Origin of the sequence: Flavobacterium sp. FlaQc-48 (genome assembly GCF_044007335.1) — a bacterium.
Classification (GTDB): Bacteria; Bacteroidota; Bacteroidia; order Flavobacteriales; family Flavobacteriaceae; genus Flavobacterium.
The window spans coordinates 350,998-370,081 of sequence record NZ_JBIPCR010000003.1 but is presented as its reverse complement, the minus strand read 5'-3'; the positions used below and the strand labels follow the sequence as shown (position 1 = coordinate 370,081).

19 protein-coding genes and 1 pseudogene are annotated in these 19,084 nt (G+C 33.3%); 11 read left to right on the top strand and 9 right to left on the bottom strand.

From position 1 onward, the window contains the following. Positions 1 to 209: 209 nt before the first annotated feature. The 3 genes and pseudogenes from ACHRWY_RS06985 (at position 210) to ACHRWY_RS06975 (ending at position 1,844) form a co-directional block, all read left to right on the top strand. A complete protein-coding gene (locus tag ACHRWY_RS06985; RefSeq protein ID WP_395353537.1) occupies positions 210 to 764 on the top strand; it encodes an SMI1/KNR4 family protein in 555 nt (184 codons plus the stop codon). 274 nt (positions 765 to 1,038) lie between these two features. Further along, positions 1,039 to 1,131 (top strand): annotated as a pseudogene (locus ACHRWY_RS06980) (transcriptional regulator); the annotation flags it as partial. An 86-nt stretch (positions 1,132 to 1,217) separates the two neighbouring features. Continuing rightward, entirely contained in the window at positions 1,218 to 1,844 is a 627-nt protein-coding gene (locus ACHRWY_RS06975; RefSeq protein WP_395353536.1) for a hypothetical protein, read from the top strand. A 37-nt stretch (positions 1,845 to 1,881) separates the two neighbouring features. Here the strand turns inward: ACHRWY_RS06975 and ACHRWY_RS06970 are convergent, their stop codons facing one another. From ACHRWY_RS06970 to ACHRWY_RS06960, 3 genes are all read right to left on the bottom strand, one after another. After that, positions 1,882 to 2,769, bottom strand: coding sequence for a cupin-like domain-containing protein (locus tag ACHRWY_RS06970; protein WP_395353535.1), 888 nt, complete (start codon positions 2,767 to 2,769; stop codon positions 1,882 to 1,884). Positions 2,770 to 3,007: 238 nt separating this feature from the next. Beyond that, entirely contained in the window at positions 3,008 to 4,054 is a 1,047-nt protein-coding gene (locus tag ACHRWY_RS06965) for an NAD(P)-dependent alcohol dehydrogenase (protein ID WP_395353534.1), read from the bottom strand. A 100-nt stretch (positions 4,055 to 4,154) separates the two neighbouring features. Next, the gene (locus tag ACHRWY_RS06960) at positions 4,155 to 5,402 is read right to left on the bottom strand and encodes an ABC transporter permease (RefSeq protein WP_395353533.1); all 1,248 of its coding nucleotides are present in this window, start codon (positions 5,400 to 5,402) and stop codon (positions 4,155 to 4,157) included. Between the two features lie 166 nt (positions 5,403 to 5,568). On the opposite strand from ACHRWY_RS06960, the gene purH reads away from it, so the two are divergent. The 6 genes from purH (at position 5,569) to rodA (ending at position 12,808) form a co-directional block, all read left to right on the top strand. Further along, complete coding sequence (gene purH, locus ACHRWY_RS06955) at positions 5,569 to 7,095, top strand: bifunctional phosphoribosylaminoimidazolecarboxamide formyltransferase/IMP cyclohydrolase (RefSeq protein ID WP_395353532.1); 1,527 nt, start codon at positions 5,569 to 5,571, stop codon at positions 7,093 to 7,095. A gap of 54 nt (positions 7,096 to 7,149) precedes the next feature. Beyond that, positions 7,150 to 8,178 (top strand): rod shape-determining protein, encoded by a 1,029-nt coding sequence (locus ACHRWY_RS06950; protein ID WP_007804822.1) that lies wholly within the window; start codon positions 7,150 to 7,152, stop codon positions 8,176 to 8,178. 109 nt (positions 8,179 to 8,287) lie between these two features. Further along, positions 8,288 to 9,112 carry a rod shape-determining protein MreC gene (gene mreC, locus ACHRWY_RS06945; protein ID WP_395353531.1) on the top strand — a complete coding sequence of 275 codons (825 nt, stop codon included), beginning with the start codon at positions 8,288 to 8,290 and terminating at the stop codon, positions 9,110 to 9,112. Then, the gene (locus tag ACHRWY_RS06940; RefSeq protein ID WP_395353530.1) at positions 9,105 to 9,611 is read left to right on the top strand and encodes a rod shape-determining protein MreD; all 507 of its coding nucleotides are present in this window, start codon (positions 9,105 to 9,107) and stop codon (positions 9,609 to 9,611) included. The genes mreC and ACHRWY_RS06940 overlap by 8 nt, the downstream gene beginning before the upstream one ends. Next, positions 9,608 to 11,557, top strand: a complete 1,950-nt coding sequence (gene mrdA, locus ACHRWY_RS06935) for a penicillin-binding protein 2 (protein ID WP_395353529.1) — start codon at positions 9,608 to 9,610, stop codon at positions 11,555 to 11,557. The genes ACHRWY_RS06940 and mrdA overlap by 4 nt, the downstream gene beginning before the upstream one ends. Positions 11,558 to 11,572: 15 nt before the next feature. After that, entirely contained in the window at positions 11,573 to 12,808 is a 1,236-nt protein-coding gene (gene rodA, locus ACHRWY_RS06930) for a rod shape-determining protein RodA (protein ID WP_395353528.1), read from the top strand. A 241-nt stretch (positions 12,809 to 13,049) separates the two neighbouring features. On the opposite strand, the gene ACHRWY_RS06925 is transcribed toward rodA, so the two are convergent. The 6 genes from ACHRWY_RS06925 to xrtF all read right to left on the bottom strand — a co-directional run bounded on the left by ACHRWY_RS06925 (position 13,050) and on the right by xrtF (position 17,792). Then, a complete protein-coding gene (locus ACHRWY_RS06925) occupies positions 13,050 to 13,730 on the bottom strand; it encodes a DedA family protein (RefSeq protein WP_395353527.1) in 681 nt (226 codons plus the stop codon). 131 nt (positions 13,731 to 13,861) lie between these two features. After that, on the bottom strand, positions 13,862 to 14,203 hold the full coding sequence (locus ACHRWY_RS06920; RefSeq protein ID WP_395353526.1) for a heavy-metal-associated domain-containing protein: 342 nt from the start codon (positions 14,201 to 14,203) through the stop codon (positions 13,862 to 13,864). A gap of 49 nt (positions 14,204 to 14,252) precedes the next feature. Next, positions 14,253 to 16,259 (bottom strand): TonB-dependent receptor plug domain-containing protein, encoded by a 2,007-nt coding sequence (locus ACHRWY_RS06915; RefSeq protein WP_395353525.1) that lies wholly within the window; start codon positions 16,257 to 16,259, stop codon positions 14,253 to 14,255. 115 nt (positions 16,260 to 16,374) lie between these two features. Next, complete coding sequence (locus ACHRWY_RS06910; RefSeq protein WP_395353524.1) at positions 16,375 to 16,773, bottom strand: HYC_CC_PP family protein; 399 nt, start codon at positions 16,771 to 16,773, stop codon at positions 16,375 to 16,377. 46 nt (positions 16,774 to 16,819) lie between these two features. Beyond that, positions 16,820 to 17,266, bottom strand: coding sequence for an exosortase F system-associated membrane protein (locus ACHRWY_RS06905; RefSeq protein ID WP_395353523.1), 447 nt, complete (start codon positions 17,264 to 17,266; stop codon positions 16,820 to 16,822). After that, on the bottom strand, positions 17,256 to 17,792 hold the full coding sequence (gene xrtF / locus ACHRWY_RS06900) for an exosortase family protein XrtF (RefSeq protein WP_395353522.1): 537 nt from the start codon (positions 17,790 to 17,792) through the stop codon (positions 17,256 to 17,258). Before xrtF ends, ACHRWY_RS06905 begins: the two co-directional genes overlap by 11 nt. Before the next feature lie 72 nt (positions 17,793 to 17,864). On the opposite strand from xrtF, the gene ACHRWY_RS06895 reads away from it, so the two are divergent. Together ACHRWY_RS06895 and ACHRWY_RS06890 are read left to right on the top strand one after the other, a co-directional pair. Next, positions 17,865 to 18,320: a GAF domain-containing protein gene (locus ACHRWY_RS06895; protein ID WP_395353521.1), complete on the top strand. Its 456-nt coding sequence runs from the start codon at positions 17,865 to 17,867 to the stop codon at positions 18,318 to 18,320. A 34-nt stretch (positions 18,321 to 18,354) separates the two neighbouring features. Further along, entirely contained in the window at positions 18,355 to 19,050 is a 696-nt protein-coding gene (locus ACHRWY_RS06890; protein WP_395353520.1) for a hypothetical protein, read from the top strand. Positions 19,051 to 19,084 lie beyond the last annotated feature (34 nt).

Genomic DNA, 19,084 nt, shown 5'->3' with positions numbered 1-19,084 from the left:
TTAGTAACTGAGAACTTCTAAAAAACGAGACTCAGTACTGATGGCTTTAATTTTACAGAAGAGACTGCAATAAGAACATTAGATAAGCAAGAAAAAACTTATTTTCATGATATGTTTGTTTATATTTACACTCCTTAATTTGTTAGTTTATATTTAATATAAAACTCATTAATCCATTATGTTAAATATTTAATTAAAATTTATATAAAATGAAAATCGAATATATAAATGCCGTTAATGAATTAAAAAACTGGATTTTAAGTAATAAAGTCATAATTAAAAATGAATCTTATGGAGAAAAAAAACAATTAGAAAAAGCCGAATTCAAAACTTTCCAAATTCAAAATATTTCAACTGAAGAACTACAGGCTATAAAGAATTTAACGAATAATCAATTAGAGGATTCGTATTATTACTTCTTACAAGAAATTGGATCTGGCTACTTCTTTATTGACGAATATACAACCCAATTTGAACTGTACAACCTAGCGCAATTGAAGACGCACAATGCGATGGTACAACAAGAAATCGAAGAAGAAGATGAGGCAACAAAAGAGAGCTATTTCATGATTGGCAGTCATCTATCTATGGGAGATTGGATAGGATTTTGCACAACAAAACAAGATACTAACAATTTTGACATTTATTGTCACGAATACCCTATATATAACTATACAGAAACTTCAGACGAACTCAAATCTTGTAGGAGGTTTGAAGATTGGATCATACGTGTTGTAAAGACAAAAGGAGAAAAATCTTTATAAATATTCCCTGCAAATCTGCCAACTTTGTATCTACCTAAAAATTTAAAACATGCTCCAATGAACAAGAAGCAAAAAAATTTACAACACTAAAAAACCTCAGAGTCGTAGCAAAAGGGATCGAATTAAATTCAAGTTCGTAATAAAAGTAAAAACATAAAAAAAAAAGATTTCTACTTAGGATTGTTTTATTTTTTGTTTTGAATTCGAATGACAATTCCCAATCATCCCGCTTTTTTCAAATCCCTTTTTAATCCTTTTTCAGCAATTCTAAAAGCCATTAGATAAAGTGGTGGAACTTTTCGAACGTATGCTTCAGGCAGAAAAAGAAAAAGTAGAGTATTTAGAAAAATTATTAAAAGAAAAATAAGGCTTCAAAAACATATAGATTTCGATCCTAAATCCTGAGAAATATTTCTTGGGATTTTTTATATCTTTAATTTAAATCTTATTTCTATGACAAGAACTTTTATTGGTTTTATCGTTTGTTTTCTTCTTTTTAATTGCAGCAAAAAAGAGAATACTATACAAAATACCCCGTATATAATTTCTAAAAAAGACATCATTTCTAATATTTCGAAAAAACCAAAAAATAAAAATATTCCGCCTCCTCCACCAATACCCGGATGGTTAATTTACGGAACGAATACTTTTATAATCGATAATGAATCAAAAATATATTATTTCCAAAGAAATGAAATTGGACGAATTTGCATAAATGGACCAATTGATACAATTGCTAATTTTATAGATCTACAACCTAACGATCTAGTTGAAATACCAAATAATACAATTTCTGATTTTGTGAAATTAAACTATAAAGATAATTTTCGACATATAACTTTTATAGCATCAAAATTGGATACTTTAAAATCTGAAAATTATTTTACTTTAATCAAAGTGATTGAATCTTCTTTAAAAGAAAAAGATTTTTATTTCATCCGAAGAACAACACAAGAAGAAGATACCGTTTTAAAATATAAGAAAAACAATTACACTTATGATTCAAATGATATTAAGTGGGATTTAAATAAGATTAGATTTCCATTTATAAAACCAAAATTAGATAAAACAAAAAAATAATATTGTATTATTTTTAGTTTAAAAATAAACTTCAAAATTACTCTGCTTTTTTCAAATCCTTTTTCAACTCTTTTTCGGCAATTTTAAATGCCCGTTTCTCACGCCATAGAGCATAACGTTCTCTAAAAACTATTTTTATCGCGCTGTCTACTGCCCCGTGCATAAATAAACTCCAAACACTGGCCATTTTTCTGGTTATGGAAGAATCCCATGCACGAAGACTTAGAGAGAAAGAACCATCTATATAACGCATCCAATGCCACATTCCTGTCGGCATGAATAAAGTATCGCCATGTTCCAGAAAAACTTCGTAACCTTCAACCCCTTTTAGAGCGGGAAACTTTTCAAAATCCGGATTGGCAACATCATAATCTTCTAAAGCGTATGTGGTGTTTGGAACACAATAAAGTCTTTTTTTCCATTTATTATCAAACAAGATAATATGTTTTCTACCTCCAAAATGGGTATGAAAAAGATGAGGCAAATCGATGTCATAATGCAAAAAGGTGATTGCACTTGATCCTCCAAAAAACATTGCCGGCATACTTTCTATAAAACCACCCATTAATTCTTTGGGGACTTTTACATCATGAACCAGTTCGGGCCTGTGTTTGAAAAGATTGAAGAAAAAAATACGCAATTGTGTTGGCTCTCTTTTAATCAAATCCAGATAATCACCAAATTTCATACTCGCAATAGAGGCATTAATTACTTTTGTTGGATCTGCTTTAGAATTATCAACTAGTTTTACCTCAATATCTCCTGCAATTTGCTTAAAATAATCGGTCGACCATTTTTCTCGTGCAGGCCAGTCTTTCGTTAATCCTTTTATAATTAAAGGCTTTCTTTTATCTAAATAGTTCTTTTTAAAATCGTCCCGGGAAATGGACTCCACAACATCAACAGGTTTTAGTATAAAGCTCATTTATTCAGTAATTTAGATTATCTGTCTACCAAATTTATTTAATTATTTCCAGTTGATAACACTTACAGTAAATTATTACAAAAGAAAAACTACAGCATTACGGCCTAAATTATCAAATTCCGTTAAATAGCCATTTATGACTGAATAATTCATCACAAAAAAACCGAAGAAATATTCTTCGGTTTTTTATAAATTATATTTCAAAAGCAAAAACCTTTGCAACTCTGCAACTCTGCCCCTATTTTAAAGAAGCCATATCAATAACAAAACGATATTTTACATCGCTTTTATTCATTCTATCGTAAGCTTCATTAATGTACGACATATCGATTATTTCAACATCTGAAGTAATATTATGTTCGGCACAGTAATCCAGCATTTCCTGAGTTTCTTTAATTCCTCCAATCAAACTTCCCATGATGCTTCTTCTTTTCATGATTAGGGTAAAAACAGGAATTTCTGCAGGCGCTGGCGGGGCACCAACCACAATCATGGTTCCGTTAGTTGTTAATAGGTTTAAGTATGCATTATGATCGTGTTTTGCCGAAACTGTATTCAGGATAAAATCGAAACTATTCGCCAACGATTCCATGGTTGCAGGATCTGATGTCAATGCAAATTTATGTGCCCCTAACTTTTTCGCATCAGCTTCTTTTGAAGGAGAATGACTTAACATCGTAACTTCGGCACCAAAAGAAACGGCAAATTTTACTGCCATGTGCCCCAAACCTCCCAGTCCTAAAACACCAACTTTATGTCCCTTACCTACTTTTAAATAACGTAATGGAGAATAAGTGGTAATTCCGGCACATAATAACGGCGCTACTCCTTTTATGTCTAATTTTTCAGAAACATGCAGTGTATAACTTTCATCGACAATAATACTGGTTGAATATCCGCCTCGGGTTGGAATATTAGTTCCTCTTTCGACACTATTATAAGTTGCGGTCATTCCTTCGTCGCAAAACTGTTCTTCTCCGGACTGACAACTTGGACAAACTCTGCACGAATCAACAAAACACCCCACTCCTGCCAGTTCTCCAACTTTAAACTTAGACACTTTGCTACCAACAGCAACGATTCGGCCTACTATTTCATGTCCCGGAACCAACGGATAATTGACTGGTCCCCAATCTCCTTTTGCAGTATGAATATCTGAATGGCAAACGCCACTATATAAAATCTCTATCTGAACCTGATGAGCACCAACTTCTTTTCTTTCAAACGTATACGGTTTTAATGGATTTTCAGCATCATAGGCTGCATAAGCTTTTACTGGTATCATATTATCATATTTTTAATTAGGGAATTAAAATTACGACAAAATTCAACAACTAAGTAAAAATTGAAGTTGTAAAAGAATTAATTTTTAAATAGGCTTTGTTTTACATTCCGGTTCTAATCGCTTCAACAGGATCTAAATTTGCTGCTGAAATAGCCGGCAAAATTCCGGATATTAATCCAATAAGGGCAGCCAATCCTGTTCCTAAAAGTATGTTGCCTAAGCTTAAAACAAATTCAAAGTCAAGGGCTTTCGTCAAAATCAAAGCAATTCCCCAAACCATCAGCAATCCGATAATTCCACCTATCACAGAAAGAATAACGGCCTCGAACAAAAACTGAAATAAAATAAAACGGTTTTTAGCCCCTAATGATTTTTGAATTCCAATTAAATTGGTTCGTTCTTTTACCGAAACAAACATAATATTTGCAATTCCAAAACCTCCCACTAAAAGAGAAAATCCACTTATAATCCATCCCACAACATTCATCTGACCTAAAATTCCATCAATAAAATCAGTGAAGCCGGAAAGTACATTAATAAAAAAATTATCCATTTCTCCTGCTTTCATTCCACGAATGGCTCGTAGTTTTTGTGCCACTTCAGCTTTGTAAGCTTCCATATCAACACCTTTGACAGGCTTTAAAACAATTACCGGTGTCATCGAATCACTATCACCATACATTCGGCGTAAAAAATTAGCCGGTAAATAAACTGATGTATCATTACTATCTCCAAAAAAACCTGCTCCCTGTTTTGCAATAACGCCAATTACGGTGAAGCGTTGTCCATACAAACGAATATTTTTACCAAGAGGATCGCTTGTTCCAAAAAGACCTTCGGCGATATCATATCCCAAAACAATAACCGCTGTTCCGGAATTCGATTCAGATTCGTTATAAAATCTTCCTTTGTCAAAACTTAACCCCTCAATATCGACCATTTCGCTTGACGAAGGAACTATATTAACATCACTAACTGTTTTAGAATCGTATTTTAAAGTTTCCTTGTTTACAAAAAGCTGATATGCGACTTGTTCCGTATTATTAAGTGAATTTTTTAAACCAATGTATTCGTCATATTTCACATTTGGAAACTGTTCTCTTTTCCATTGTGGAATTTCAGACGGCCCAAAGCAAAACTTCATTAAATAAATCGTATTTTTATCTAAACTACTTAAATCTTTTGAAATTTTTCGATCTAAAGAATCGACCGCTGCCAGCACGGCAATAATTGAAAAAATACCAATTGTTACACCCAATAGCGATAACAACGTACGCAATTTATTATTTCGTAAAGCGTTTATCGCAAAGCTTAAACTTTCTTTTAATAATCGTAGATAAACTAACATATATTCATATTTTTCAATAAAGTAAAATTCAATAAATTAAAATCAAAAACCTAATAAAAGTTAACTTACTCATCAGTAGATTTTTTTAGCATAATGTTACATTAATTTTCTTTAAATTAATATATAAAAAAACTACTTTTGCAGTCTGAAAAATCATAACTACACAATGAGCACAACTAAAACAATACAATCAGCATTAATTTCAGTTTTTTCGAAAGACGGACTAGAGCCAATCGTTAGAAAATTACATGAACAAAACGTAACACTTTATTCGACTGGAGGAACAGAAGATTTTATAAAAAATCTTGGAATTCCGGTAGTTCCTGTTGAAGATATTACTTCATTTCCTGAAATTCTTGGCGGAAGGGTAAAAACATTACATCCAAAAATTTTTGGCGGAATTTTAAACCGTCAGGATAACGAAAGTGATGTTCAGCAAATGAAAGAATTTGATATTCCGCAGATTGATTTAGTCATTGTTGATTTGTATCCGTTTGAAAAAACAGTTGCGTCAGGAGCAAGCGAACAGGATATCATTGAAAAAATTGATATTGGTGGAATTTCATTAATTCGTGCCGGTGCAAAAAACTTTAAAGACACTGTAATTGTGGCTTCGGTAAATGAGTACAGTTTACTTCTTGATTTGATTACGGAACAAAACGGAGCTACAACTCTTGAGAACAGACGTTTGTTTGCAACAAAAGCATTTCACGTTTCTTCTCACTATGATGGTGCTATTTTTAATTACTTCAATACTGACGAAACTATCTACAAAGAAAGTATTGCAGGTGGCCAGGTTTTAAGATATGGTGAAAACCCTCATCAAAAAGGATTCTTCTTTGGTGATTTTGATGCGATGTTCAAAAAAGTTCACGGAAAAGAATTATCATACAACAACTTATTAGATGTAGATGCCGCAGTAAACCTGATCAATGAGTTTAAAACGGACGGACCAACGTTTGCTATTTTAAAACATAACAATGCTTGTGGTTTGGCTTCAAGAAAAACAATTAGCGAAGCTTATTTAGCAGCTTTGGCTTGTGACCCAACATCTGCTTTTGGCGGGGTTTTGATTGCAAACACTAAAATTGACTTAGCTACCGCTCAGGAAATCAACAAATTATTCTGCGAGGTGGTAATTGCCCCAAGTTATGATGATGAAGCAATTGCCGTTTTACAAGAAAAGAAAAACAGAATCATATTGGTTCAAAATGAAGTTGAATTGCCTTCAAGACAAGTGAGAACATGTCTTAATGGTTTGTTAATTCAGGACAGAAATAATATTACAGATACTAAAGAGCATTTAAAAACCGTTACTATTACTGAACCTACTGCTCAGGAAGTAGAAGATTTAATTTTTGCTTCTAAAATTTGTAAAAACACAAAATCAAATACCATCGTATTTGCCAAAAACGGAACTTTAATTTCATCAGGAACAGGTCAGACTTCACGAGTTGATGCTTTAGTACAAGCAGTTGATAAAGCAAAAGCTTTTGGATTTGATTTAACTGGTGCTTCAATGGCAAGTGATGCATTTTTTCCATTTCCGGATTGTGTAGAATTAGCTAAAAAAGCAGGAATAACAGCTGTAATTCAGCCGGGAGGCTCAATAAAAGACGAATTAAGCATAAATTATTGCAATGAAAACAATCTTGCAATGGTATTTACTGGAACACGTCATTTTAAACATTAATTTGTTTAACTTTGTTCAAAATAATTTATAACATTTTAAACCCCTAAAAAACTTATGGGATTTTTTGATTTCATGACCGAGGATATTGCGATAGACCTTGGTACCGCAAACACTTTAATCATACATAATGATAAAGTTGTTATTGATAGTCCGTCGATCGTTGCACGTGATAGAATATCAGGCAAAATCATTGCTGTTGGTAAGGAAGCCAATATGATGCAAGGTAAAACGCATGAAAACATCAAGACCATAAGGCCTTTGAAAGATGGTGTAATTGCCGATTTTGATGCTTCGGAAAAGATGATCAACATGTTCATCAAAAGTATTCCGGCATTGAAAAAAAGAATGTTTACTCCAGCTTTAAGAATGGTAGTATGTATTCCGTCTGGTATTACTGAAGTTGAGATGAGAGCTGTAAAAGAATCTTGTGAAAGAGTAAACGGAAAAGAAGTTTACCTGATTCATGAGCCAATGGCAGCAGCAATTGGTATTGGTATTGATATCATGCAACCAAAAGGAAACATGATTGTTGATATTGGTGGTGGTACTACAGAAATTGCCGTTATTGCTTTAGGAGGTATTGTATGCGACAAATCTGTAAAAATTGCAGGTGACGTTTTTACAAATGATATTGTTTATTATATGCGTACACAACATAACTTATTTGTTGGTGAAAGTACAGCCGAAAAAATAAAAATTCAAATTGGAGCTGCTATCGAAGATCTTGATGGACCTCCGGAAGACATGTCAGTTCAGGGTAGAGATTTACTTACCGGTAAACCAAAACAAGTAGACGTTTCTTACCGTGAAATTGCAAAAGCATTAGATAAATCGATTCAACGTATTGAAGATGCCGTAATGGAAACGTTATCTCAAACTCCTCCTGAATTAGCTGCTGATATTTACAACACTGGTATTTATTTAGCCGGTGGAGGATCTATGTTAAGAGGTCTTGACAAACGTATCTCACAAAAAACAGATTTACCTGTTTACATTGCCGAAGATCCGTTAAGAGCTGTAGTTCGCGGAACCGGAATGGCACTTAAAAACATTGCAAAATTTAAAAGTATCTTAATTAAATAAGATTCAAAATAATCATAAATATATTTTATAAGAGTCGAATTAATTGAATTTGACTCTTATAAAATTTGAAACTTAAAGCATATCCTGAAACAAAATAACCAAACAAGAAATGCAGCAAATTTTTAATTTCATTATAAGAAACAGTAATCGATTGCTGTTTTTGCTGCTTTTAGGTATTTCGTTGGCTCTCACAATTCAATCGCATTCTTACCATAGAAGTAAAGTAATCAGTTCTGCAAATTTTTTAACCGGAGGTGTTTACGAAAAAATAAATCGCGTAAACGAATATTTGAATCTAAGAACCGAAAATGACGAGCTTGTACTTGAAAATGCAAGATTAAAAAGCCTATTATTTAGCAAACAAGATACCGCAAAACTGCCTTTACCGGACAGCGTAAAAGGAGTTAAACCTAAAGATATTATTGTTTCAAAGGTAATTCACAACTCCTATAACACCCATGAAAACTTTATTACTTTAAATTCAGGAGCAAATGATGGTGTAAAACCAGACATGGGAGTAATAAACAGTTTAGGAATTATTGGAGTTGTTGACGACACTTCTCCAAAATACTCAACTGTGGTGAGCATATTAAATATGAAATCACAGATTAATGCTAAATTAAAGAAGTCAAATCACTTTGGTTCATTAACCTGGAACGGAAAAAGCACAGGATTTGTTCAGCTTGAAGATGTACCAAGACTAGCCTCTATCAGAAAAGGAGATACCATTGTTACAGGAGGTCAATCTGTAATTTTCCCTGAAGGAATTAATATTGGAACAGTCGAAAATATATACAAAAAAGACAACTCCAGTTTTTATGTCATTAATATTAAATTATTTAATGACATGACCAACTTAGGGCACGTTTATATTATCAAAACCAAGGACAGAGAAGAACTTATTAATTTAGAAAACAAGGAAAAAGATGAATAGCGCTTTGTTAGTCAATATTTTTCGATTTATTATGTTACTAACAATTCAGGTTGTTATTTTCAATAATATGAATTTTTTAGGGTATATAAGTCCCTTTCCATATATCTTGTATATTATTTTATATCCGGTAAACAGCAATAGAGCAGGTTTAATCATCTCTAGTTTTTTACTTGGATTAACAATGGATATGTTTTGCAATTCAGGAGGAATTCATGCAACAGCCTGTGTTATTCTAGCTTACTACAGGCCCTATATTTTTAAATTCTCTTTTGGACTGAGTTATGAATATCAAACGATAAAATTAAATGATTCCCTTACACCGGAACGATTTTCATTTATTTTAGTATCGGTTGTACTACATCATATTGTATTATTTGTACTGGAAGCCTTTCAGTTTAAATTTATTTGGGATATTTTGCTCCGAACATTATTTAGCTCTATATTTACAATAATCACCTCAATTATAATAATTTATCTTATTAAGCCGAATAAACGATGAGAAAAATTCTGCTGCCCTCTTTAATTATTATTGCAGCATCTTTGCTAGTGATTAGAATATTTTATCTACAAGTTATTGACGATACCTTCAAGTTAAAATCAGAAAATAATGCCATAAAGAAAAAATATGACTATCCGGAAAGAGGTTATATTTATGACAGAAATGGTAAATTATTAGTTGCCAACCAGGCTTCTTATGATATCATGGTTATACCAAGAGAAATTAAGGAAGATCTTAATATTGGTGAATTCTGTGCTTTATTAAATATTACAAGAGAAGATTACGATAAAAGAATTGCGAAGGCTAAAGTCTACAGCCCAAGATTACCATCTGTATTTTTATCTCAGCTAAACAAAAATGAGTTTGCTGCTTTTCAGGAAAAAATCAGAAAATATGAAGGTTTTTATTTCCAGAAGCGTTCCCTTCGTGATTACGAAGTAGATTACGGTGCCAATATTTTTGGTTTCATTACACAGGTAAATGAACGATTAATAGCTAAAAACCCTTACTATAATAGTGGAGATTTAATTGGTCGCCAGGGTGTCGAAGAAAGCTACGAGGACATACTACGAGGTATTAAAGGGGTAAAATACATTCAGAAAGATAAATACAACAGAGAAATCGGTTCTTACAAGGATGGTAAATACGATACTATTGCCGTTGCCGGAGAAGATATTAATTTAACTATTGATGCTGAGCTTCAAAAGTATGGCGAAGAGCTCATGATCAATAAAAGAGGTGGAATTGTCGCCATTGAACCTAAATCCGGAGAGATTTTAGCACTGGTTACCGCACCATCTTACGATCCCGGTATTTTAGTTGGAAGACAAAGATCTAAAAACTACACCCTTTTATATCATGATTCTATTGCAAAACCTTTATACGACAGAGGACTTTTAGCCGAATACCCTCCAGGTTCTCCCTTTAAGATCCTGACTGGTTTGGTAGCACTTCAGGAAGGGGTTATTAACGAGCAAACTACTTTTATGTGCCACCATGGATTTAGTTATGGCCGTGGCCGTTTTATGAAATGTCACGGTTTTGGACCACATCAGTTACATAACGGAATCTATAATTCCTGCAATACCTATTTTGCACAGGCATACATGTTAACCATTAACAAATACGCCAATCCCGGCAAAGCGGTTGATGTTTGGAGTGATCACGTAAAAAGTTTTGGATTAGGTCAATTTATGGGATATGATTTGCCAACGGGTAAAAAAGGAAACATCCCAACATCTAAGACTTATAAAAAGATTTATCCTAACGGAGGCTGGAGAAGTACCACAATTGTATCTAATGCAATTGGTCAGGGAGAGGTTTTAATGACACCCATTCAGTTAGCCAATATGATGGCGACGGTAGCCAATCAGGGTTATTATTACACCCCTCACATCATCAAAAAAATTGAAGGCAAGAAAATAGACGCTAAATTCACTACCAAGCACGAAACTACAATTGACAAAAAGTATTTCCCGCCAGTTATAAGCGGTTTGTTTGATGTATACAACATGGGAACTGCCCATGCCCTTCGTGTAGAAGGCATCGACATTTGCGGAAAAACAGGTACTGCTGAAAACTATGCTAAAATTAATGGCGTTAGAACAAAACTTAAGGATCACTCTATTTTTGTGGCTTTTGCCCCAAAAGACAATCCAAAAATTGCTATTGCAATTATGATTGAAAACGGAGGTTTTGGTGCAACAGTTGCAGGTCCGATTGCGAGTTTGATGATCGAGAAATACCTTAGAAAGAAAATTACGAGAAATGATTTGGAAATTCGGGTTCTAAATAAAAGCTTAGCAAGCGAATATGCAAAACTAGGCGGAATGAGCGAAGCAAGCGCAATTGAATCTACACCAAAAGATTCTGTTATGAGAGCCAAAATCGTAAAAACCAAAGTAGAAGTTAAGAATATTCCCGTAGACACCACTAAAGAAAACTAACAAAGATTATTTCAAATGAAAAATCAAAGTGTAAAAAACAACATTGACTGGATAAGCGTTTTTATCTACATTTCGTTGGTAGTACTGGGGTGGCTAAATATCTATTCTTCATCACTATTATCAACAGAAGGAACCTATCAGAAACAGCTGATTTTTATTGGCTGTACGATACCATTGATTTTTGTGGTACTTTTTGTTGACGGAAAGTTTTACGAAAAATATGCCAGTATCATTTTTGGAGTTTCTTTACTATCATTGGCCGGTTTATTTCTATTTGGAAAAACAATTGCCGGACAAAGATGCTGGTACGCCATAGGAAGCTTTACTTTACAGCCTTCAGAGTTTGCAAAAGCCGCTACATCATTGGCACTTGCAAAATACTTAAGCGATACACAAATAAACCTAAAAGACACAAACAGGCAAATTCAGGCTTTGGCTATTGTATTTCTGCCTGTAATGCTAATCCTGCCACAACCCGATCCGGGAAGTGCCTTAATCTACAGTATTTTTATTGTTGTATTATATCGTGAAGGATTACCATCATGGTATGTCTGGACAGGTTTTATTACCATTTTATTATTTGTACTAACACTTGTACTGGAACCTTATGCCGTTATTTTAATCGCTTTAGGAGTATTGCTTATCATCCATTTTAAAGGCAGGGCGGTAGACCGAAATATTATCTTAAGCAGTATTTTATTAGCGATCATTTCTGCATTTGTTTTATCTGTTGATTACGTTTTTGACCACATTTTCAAACAACACCACCGTGACCGTTTTAACATATTACTGGGTAAGACTGTCGACATGAAGGGTATTGGATACAATACAAATCAATCAGAGATTGCTATTGGATCCGGAGGATGGATTGGAAAAGGTTTCCTGGAAGGCACACAAACAAAAGGAGGTTTTGTTCCTGAACAACACACAGATTACATATTTACCACTGTTGGCGAAGAGTGGGGCTTTGCAGGATCACTGGTTGTCATTGCTCTTTTCGTGGGTTTATTCCTAAGGGTTATATACCTGGCTGAAAGACAAAAAACTAAATTCAGCAGAGTGTATGGTTATTGTGTTGCAGGAATCTTATTCATACACTTTTTCGTAAACATTGCAATGGTTATTGGAATTTTCCCAACCATTGGAGTACCACTCCCCTTCTTTTCTTATGGAGGTTCCGGACTTTGGGGATTCACAATTTTGTTGTTTATTTTCTTAAAGATGGATGCCAACAAAGTAAATGAATGGTAATATTTACAAGTAGTTTTACACACTAAACTTCTACATCAATCTGACACTGACACCAAATTATTGAACTAAGATCAATTGAAAACTCAAGTTATAAGGGAACTCACAGGACTTAAAACTCCTTCATTACCCAAACATAATTTTCACATAATCTTACAATAAAAGCCATTACAATCATTTTCCAACATAAAAAAAGTCCGAAGTAATTAACTTCGGACTTTTTTATAAGCTTTATTATATATCCTTAAACATGTTCACTTGGTCTTTTCTTTAAAAGCTTAAGCAAAACCGGAAATGTAGAGATAATAACAATTATAATAATGATGTATTCGATGTGTTGTTTTAAGTCTATACCTTGTTTCAAAAATACTCCGTATAAATAATGTCCGGAAAAAATCAGTATAAATGACCACAAGAAAGAACTTAGAACATTATAGAACATAAATTTCTTTTTATCCATAGAAACGATACCGGCAATAATTGGGGCAAACGTTCTGAAGATTGGAAGAAAACGAGCGTAAATAATTGCTTTTCCACCATATTTTTCAAAGAAATCCTTAGATTGTAATAAATATTTCTTTTTAAACCAGAAAGAATCTTCTTTTTTGAACAAATAATAACCGCTTTTGGCTCCAAACCAATATCCGGTCATATTACCCAAAACTCCCATCACTGCAACTAGCGTTGAAAGCAAAAATACGTTTACGAAATCAGCAGGGATATCAACAACATTTTGTATTAGATCACGGCTGTAGATGCCAGCCAAAAACAGCAAACTATCTCCCGGAAGAAAGAAACCTGCAAAAAGTCCTGTTTCAGCAAAAACTATAAACAAAACAATAAATAAACCAATTTGAAAACCACCGATACTTAATGTAATATAAAATTCAGGGTTGATTAATTGAGTCCAATCAAAATTATTCATAAATGCGTTTGGTTATATTTATAAGTTCGTGAAATTAACAATAATTTGTGTCAACCACAATAAATTGCCATATTTTAAAGATAAATTAACTATTGAAAAGCCCAAGTTTACACTTGGGCTCTCCATAATGATTATTCTCTTACATACTTGCAGCAAGAATGCAAATTATCATAATCAGCTTCAGTTGCTTTTACATCTTTAGTATCATGTCCTACTTTTGCAATAGCAGTATTCAAATCTGCCGGCGATGACTTCTCTTCGTTTAAAATCACCGCTAACTGATGTGAACTGATATCCCATGTAGCTGATTTTACACCAGGAACACCATAAGCCGCTTTTTCAATACGTTTTTTACACTGTTCACAGTTACCATTTACCTCGGTAGTGTATTTTAAATTTTTATTTTTTTTAGTTTGAGCCTGAGCCGAAAATCCTAAAAAACTGATCATTGCGATTAAAACTATCTTGTTCATCTTATTTATATTTTATTGTTATTGAAATTTATTTTTGAAATTGAATTCTTTATTTTATTTTAAATCTTAATCCTGCATAATACATTTGTCCAAAAATTGGAGCATAAGCAACAGAAGCATCAAAGTTAGGACCAAACGGATCCGCTGCCCCTAAAATAGCTTTCTCTTGTTTATAATTTCCAATATTCTCCCCACCTGCATACACCTCTAATACCGGAGAAATAACTCTTGTTACCTGAACGTTCATCACGGCATAAGACGGTGAAAAATCAGGAAACTGATCTGCAGCAGGATTCGATGCTGTATAAGGCAATTGTTGTTTTCCCGACCAATTAAAGGTATAATCAAACTTCCATTGCCTGCCATCATTCAAATTCGTTTCGTATTCCAGGTTCCCCAGAAAACGGTGTTTAGCCTGCAGCGGACGTTGAAATGTACCTCTCAAATAATCGGTTTGAATGTCATAATATTTGTATGCTGTTCTTAAATTCAAATTATGAATCAATTCATAATTAAATTCTGCCTGAAAACTGTTTGCAAATGAACTTCCTTTTAAATTATAAAATAAAACTTCCTGAGGGCTCTGCATCAAATCGACCACGGCCTGGTTTTGAAAATCGGTGCGATACACATCAAAACCAATCTCGGCATTTTTATTAAAAAGTCGAAACTTTTGCGAAAAACTCACTCCGTAATTCCATGCAATTTCAGGGTTTAAACCATAAATTTTTCCACTATTATCTAAAATAGAAAACGTTCTTGAGCTTGCAAAAAGCTGCTGGTTTTCGGCAAAAATATTAGCTGAACGTTTTCCTCTTCCCGCAGAAAAACGAATGACTCCGTTTTTCCACGGATTGTATCTCATGTGTAAACGGGGTGTTACAAAAAATCCTAATCGGTTATGATTATCTACCCTCCCGCCTAATATTAGACTGAAATTATCTGTATTATCATAGGTATATTCAAAAAATGCCCCAACAGAGTTATCAATTCTGCTGTAATCATTTACATTCACAAACTCCTGATACTGATCATACGTAAAATTCAGACCAGTCGAGAATTTATGTTTCGTATTGTTTATAATCGAATTGAAAATCAAATTAGAATAAAAACTATTTTGTCTAATATCATAAAGATTTAAGCCAAAATAAGAGTTTTGATTATGACTGTTAAAAGCATTCTGAAAGCCAATACTTTGATAAGGCATATCCTTAAAAACATATCCTATTTTTGTCGAAACATCAAAACGTTCCGTATTAATCTCTGAACCCCAATGATTTGTTGTTCCGCGATCAGTGTCTTTATCAAAATCAACTTCTCCGGTTTGTTTCTTATCATTCATATATCTGAAATTGATAAAACTCACAAGACCACTTTCAGGGTTGTAATATTGATAACGATTCAAAACGTTAATTTGTTTTCCTAAAGGATTATCCAAAAATCCGTCATCATTCATGTCGTTTTTTGCTACACGGGCATTACCATGTACAAACAAACTTGTCGCCCATTTATCAGAAAGCTTTTTATTGAAATGGGTATTCAGTTCAAAACGGGCATCGGTAGAACCATAAGCGTTTAAGAAAAACGGAATGTCATTTAAAGGCTTTAAAAGTTCTGTGTTTATTTGTCCTGATATGCTCTCATAACCATTCACAACACTTCCGGCACCTTTTGTAATCTGAACACTTTCTATCCATGTTCCGGGCGTAAATGATAATCCGTAAGCCTGAGAAGCTCCACGAACCGAAGGAATATTTTCTTCGGTAATCATTAAATAAGGGCTTGTTAAACCAAGCATTTTTATTTGCTTGGTCCCGGTCAAGGCATCAGAAAAATTCACATCGATAGAAGGGTTTGTTTCGAAACTCTCCGCCAAATTACAACAGGCTGCTTTTAATAATTCCTTGCTTGTAATAACAGTTGTATTAGAAGTTAACGTATAGGATTTTTTTAATCCTTTTTGCTTTTTGGTTATTTTCACTTCCTCTAAATCTTCCTGCGAAAAAGCAGAAACCGAAAGTAAAAACATAACAAAAAGCATTATATTTTTTTGCATAAAAAATGATTTTAATGTTTATTAGAGAAATTGCTTCTGAAAATTTCCAACGAATTAAGAAACTAACAAATAGCAGTATACAAGTCAAAAACTGACTTGATTCTAAACATTAAAATCAGGAATAAAAAATATACTGGTGGTATAACTTAAATAAGGGGGGCGCATTGGCATCAGAATAATACGAAATGATCTGATTGCTTTTGAAATTTGGGACAGACAGAAAAGCAATAGGCTTATACTCCTGGATTACCGCAGGAAAAGCAAGTTGAAAAAAGAATATTTTGAAAGTAGCATTGTCAGATTTTTTCTCAAAATGAACTACTTTATCTTTACAGCAAGATGATTTTTTTTCTGAGGCTCCACAACATTTTTTTTCAGGAGCTGCTGAAGCTGTCGTGTTTAATGAAACCGAAGCAATCTCTCCTCCACAATAGTGTACATCAAAAGCAAACCCAATGTTGGAAACCAACAATAGGAACGCTAAAAATAATCCTGTACACTTTTTTAATTTCATACTGCAAAAGTATTTAAAAGACTTTAAAAAAAAATGTAATAAAATGTTATTTTTTTAAATTTTGTTGTTGGTAATAAAAAGCAGGAATAAATAATATTACAAATATGGGCTGAATGATAAATCGTCTTACATAAAAAAGAAGCCAATTCCATTCCGGAAAACATTCCAGGATTATAATAAAGAGCCCTAAAAGTATTACTATAAAAAAACCATATAAAAGTGCACTAAACCTAAGAATATCACGATCCTGGAACAAGGTATAAATAAGCATTAACGACAAAGCAGTATTCAAAACAAACCGAAGCACAAGACTGCAAAAAAGCTTAAAAAATTCTACCTGAGGTAATGGCAAATTTTTAAAATCCGATTCAAAATAAATCAAAAAAGGATCATAAAACAGTTTATTTTCAAAAGCCCTGATAACAGCAAAGCACAATACAATTAGAATCGCAATCAGTATTTTAAATTTATGCTTCAGTATTTTATTTAGCATATTTTGAAAATTTATTTACCCATATAACCCACAAAAGAAATACTAATCCATAAATAACCAAAGGAAACAAAGTGCCATGCAAAAAATGCCCCTTTTCGGGAAAATAAAACAATAAAACAGCCAACATCGCGATACGGGCAACATTGAGAGCATAAATAAGCAAGATCCCGGATAATATAAAAATCAGGGTTGTTTTAAATTTTCCGGAAAAAGCCAGTACAAAAGAAACAAATAAGATAATGACACTAACAGCATTGCAGCCTTCGACAATTCTAATGATATATTTTTTATTGTACCAAACATCTAACCAGGAATCTGTTATACTTTTCTGAATTTTAATATCACAATTAAACATACTCATTAATTGTTCCACATTACGACCAACAATATGGGTTATTCCGTCAACCTCATTGGGTTCAAAAGTGTTCAAATAAAGTTTATACAACAAGGTTAGTACAATATATGCAGTAAAAAAAGTGCCTATAAAAATCAGGAATGGCTTGAATTGTACTAAATATTTTTTCAAAGGGAATTTTTTTTCAAATTTATGTATTTTTTGACTTTAGCTTTAAATACTTTTGTATAAAATTTTCACATCATGACATTTCAGGAATTACAACCAAAAATAAGTACTATAATAACTAATACAGAATTAGTTAGAGACGAAAAACTATTAGCAATTTGCCAATTATTAAATGAAAATATAGAATATTACAACTGGGTTGGTTTTTATTTTGCCAATCACGAGAACAAAACCCTCCATTTAGGCCCTTATGTTGGGGCGGAAACGGATCATACTGTGATTCCTTTTGGAAAAGGAATTTGCGGACAAGTAGCCGAAAGCAATGCTAATTTTGTAGTTCCGGACGTGGCTGCACAAGACAATTATATTGCCTGCAGTTTTACTGTAAAATCTGAAATTGTAGTTCCATTATTCGTTAACGGAGTAAATATTGGTCAAATTGATATTGACAGTCACGTTATCGATCCTTTTACTGAAGCCGACGAAAGATTTTTAGAATTCGTAAATCAGGAGGTTGCTAAATTATTCTAAAAGCCCTCTTTTTAGCATAAAAAAACAGACCCGAATGAAAAAAAGCATTTTCACAGCACTTCTTGCTATAATTTCAGCGGGTCTATCAGCACAAATTAACATGGTCTCGAAAAAGATTTTTCTTGACTCGTTAAATCGTGAAACTACTTCTCCGAACTACAGTTACACCAGAGTAATTACCAACTATTCTCAAAAAAGCGCGAGATACGTTATTACTGATTTCTACAAAAATGGAAGAAAAAAAATGACTGGCGCCACTCTCGACAGGGATATCCTCAAAAAGGATGGAGAGTTTATTTGCTACTATAAAAACGGGGCAAAACAATCGGTAATAGATTATGCTGACGATCATAAATCAGGCAAAGAAATCAACTGGTATGAAAACCAAAGCAAAAAGTCCGAGAAACAAAATCTCTGGGATCCTAAAACAAAGAAATCCCAGACTTTGCTTCTTAATTGCTGGAATGAAGACAGAACCCAAACTGTAATCGATGGAAATGGAGAACATGAAGAAACGGAGGAGTTTGTAACTCAAAAAGGAGAGATTAAAAATGGCCTGAAACAAGGTCTCTGGATTGGAAATGATAAGGTTCGCAAAACTACATTTAGCGACAATTATGACAAAGGAATTCTAATTTCGGGAATTAGTATCGACGAAAACAATGTAAAATCTTCCTATTCTTCTTTAAGCGAGAAACAGAACCCGAAAAAAGTACTTAGATTAAAGTAAATTTATAATCACCGTAATTTTAGAAATACCTTTT

Coding starts and splice junctions, on each gene's coding strand:
- ACHRWY_RS06985 (WP_395353537.1), top strand. CDS start 210: ATGAAAATCGAATATATAAATGCCGTTAATGAATTAAAAAACTGGATT.
- ACHRWY_RS06975 (WP_395353536.1), top strand. CDS start 1,218: ATGACAAGAACTTTTATTGGTTTTATCGTTTGTTTTCTTCTTTTTAAT.
- ACHRWY_RS06970 (WP_395353535.1), bottom strand. CDS start 2,769: ATGAGCTTTATACTAAAACCTGTTGATGTTGTGGAGTCCATTTCCCGG.
- ACHRWY_RS06965 (WP_395353534.1), bottom strand. CDS start 4,054: ATGATACCAGTAAAAGCTTATGCAGCCTATGATGCTGAAAATCCATTA.
- ACHRWY_RS06960 (WP_395353533.1), bottom strand. CDS start 5,402: ATGTTAGTTTATCTACGATTATTAAAAGAAAGTTTAAGCTTTGCGATA.
- purH (WP_395353532.1), top strand. CDS start 5,569: ATGAGCACAACTAAAACAATACAATCAGCATTAATTTCAGTTTTTTCG.
- ACHRWY_RS06950 (WP_007804822.1), top strand. CDS start 7,150: ATGGGATTTTTTGATTTCATGACCGAGGATATTGCGATAGACCTTGGT.
- mreC (WP_395353531.1), top strand. CDS start 8,288: ATGCAGCAAATTTTTAATTTCATTATAAGAAACAGTAATCGATTGCTG.
- ACHRWY_RS06940 (WP_395353530.1), top strand. CDS start 9,105: ATGAATAGCGCTTTGTTAGTCAATATTTTTCGATTTATTATGTTACTA.
- mrdA (WP_395353529.1), top strand. CDS start 9,608: ATGAGAAAAATTCTGCTGCCCTCTTTAATTATTATTGCAGCATCTTTG.
- rodA (WP_395353528.1), top strand. CDS start 11,573: ATGAAAAATCAAAGTGTAAAAAACAACATTGACTGGATAAGCGTTTTT.
- ACHRWY_RS06925 (WP_395353527.1), bottom strand. CDS start 13,730: ATGAATAATTTTGATTGGACTCAATTAATCAACCCTGAATTTTATATT.
- ACHRWY_RS06920 (WP_395353526.1), bottom strand. CDS start 14,203: ATGAACAAGATAGTTTTAATCGCAATGATCAGTTTTTTAGGATTTTCG.
- ACHRWY_RS06915 (WP_395353525.1), bottom strand. CDS start 16,259: ATGCAAAAAAATATAATGCTTTTTGTTATGTTTTTACTTTCGGTTTCT.
- ACHRWY_RS06910 (WP_395353524.1), bottom strand. CDS start 16,773: ATGAAATTAAAAAAGTGTACAGGATTATTTTTAGCGTTCCTATTGTTG.
- ACHRWY_RS06905 (WP_395353523.1), bottom strand. CDS start 17,266: ATGCTAAATAAAATACTGAAGCATAAATTTAAAATACTGATTGCGATT.
- ACHRWY_RS06895 (WP_395353521.1), top strand. CDS start 17,865: ATGACATTTCAGGAATTACAACCAAAAATAAGTACTATAATAACTAAT.
- ACHRWY_RS06890 (WP_395353520.1), top strand. CDS start 18,355: ATGAAAAAAAGCATTTTCACAGCACTTCTTGCTATAATTTCAGCGGGT.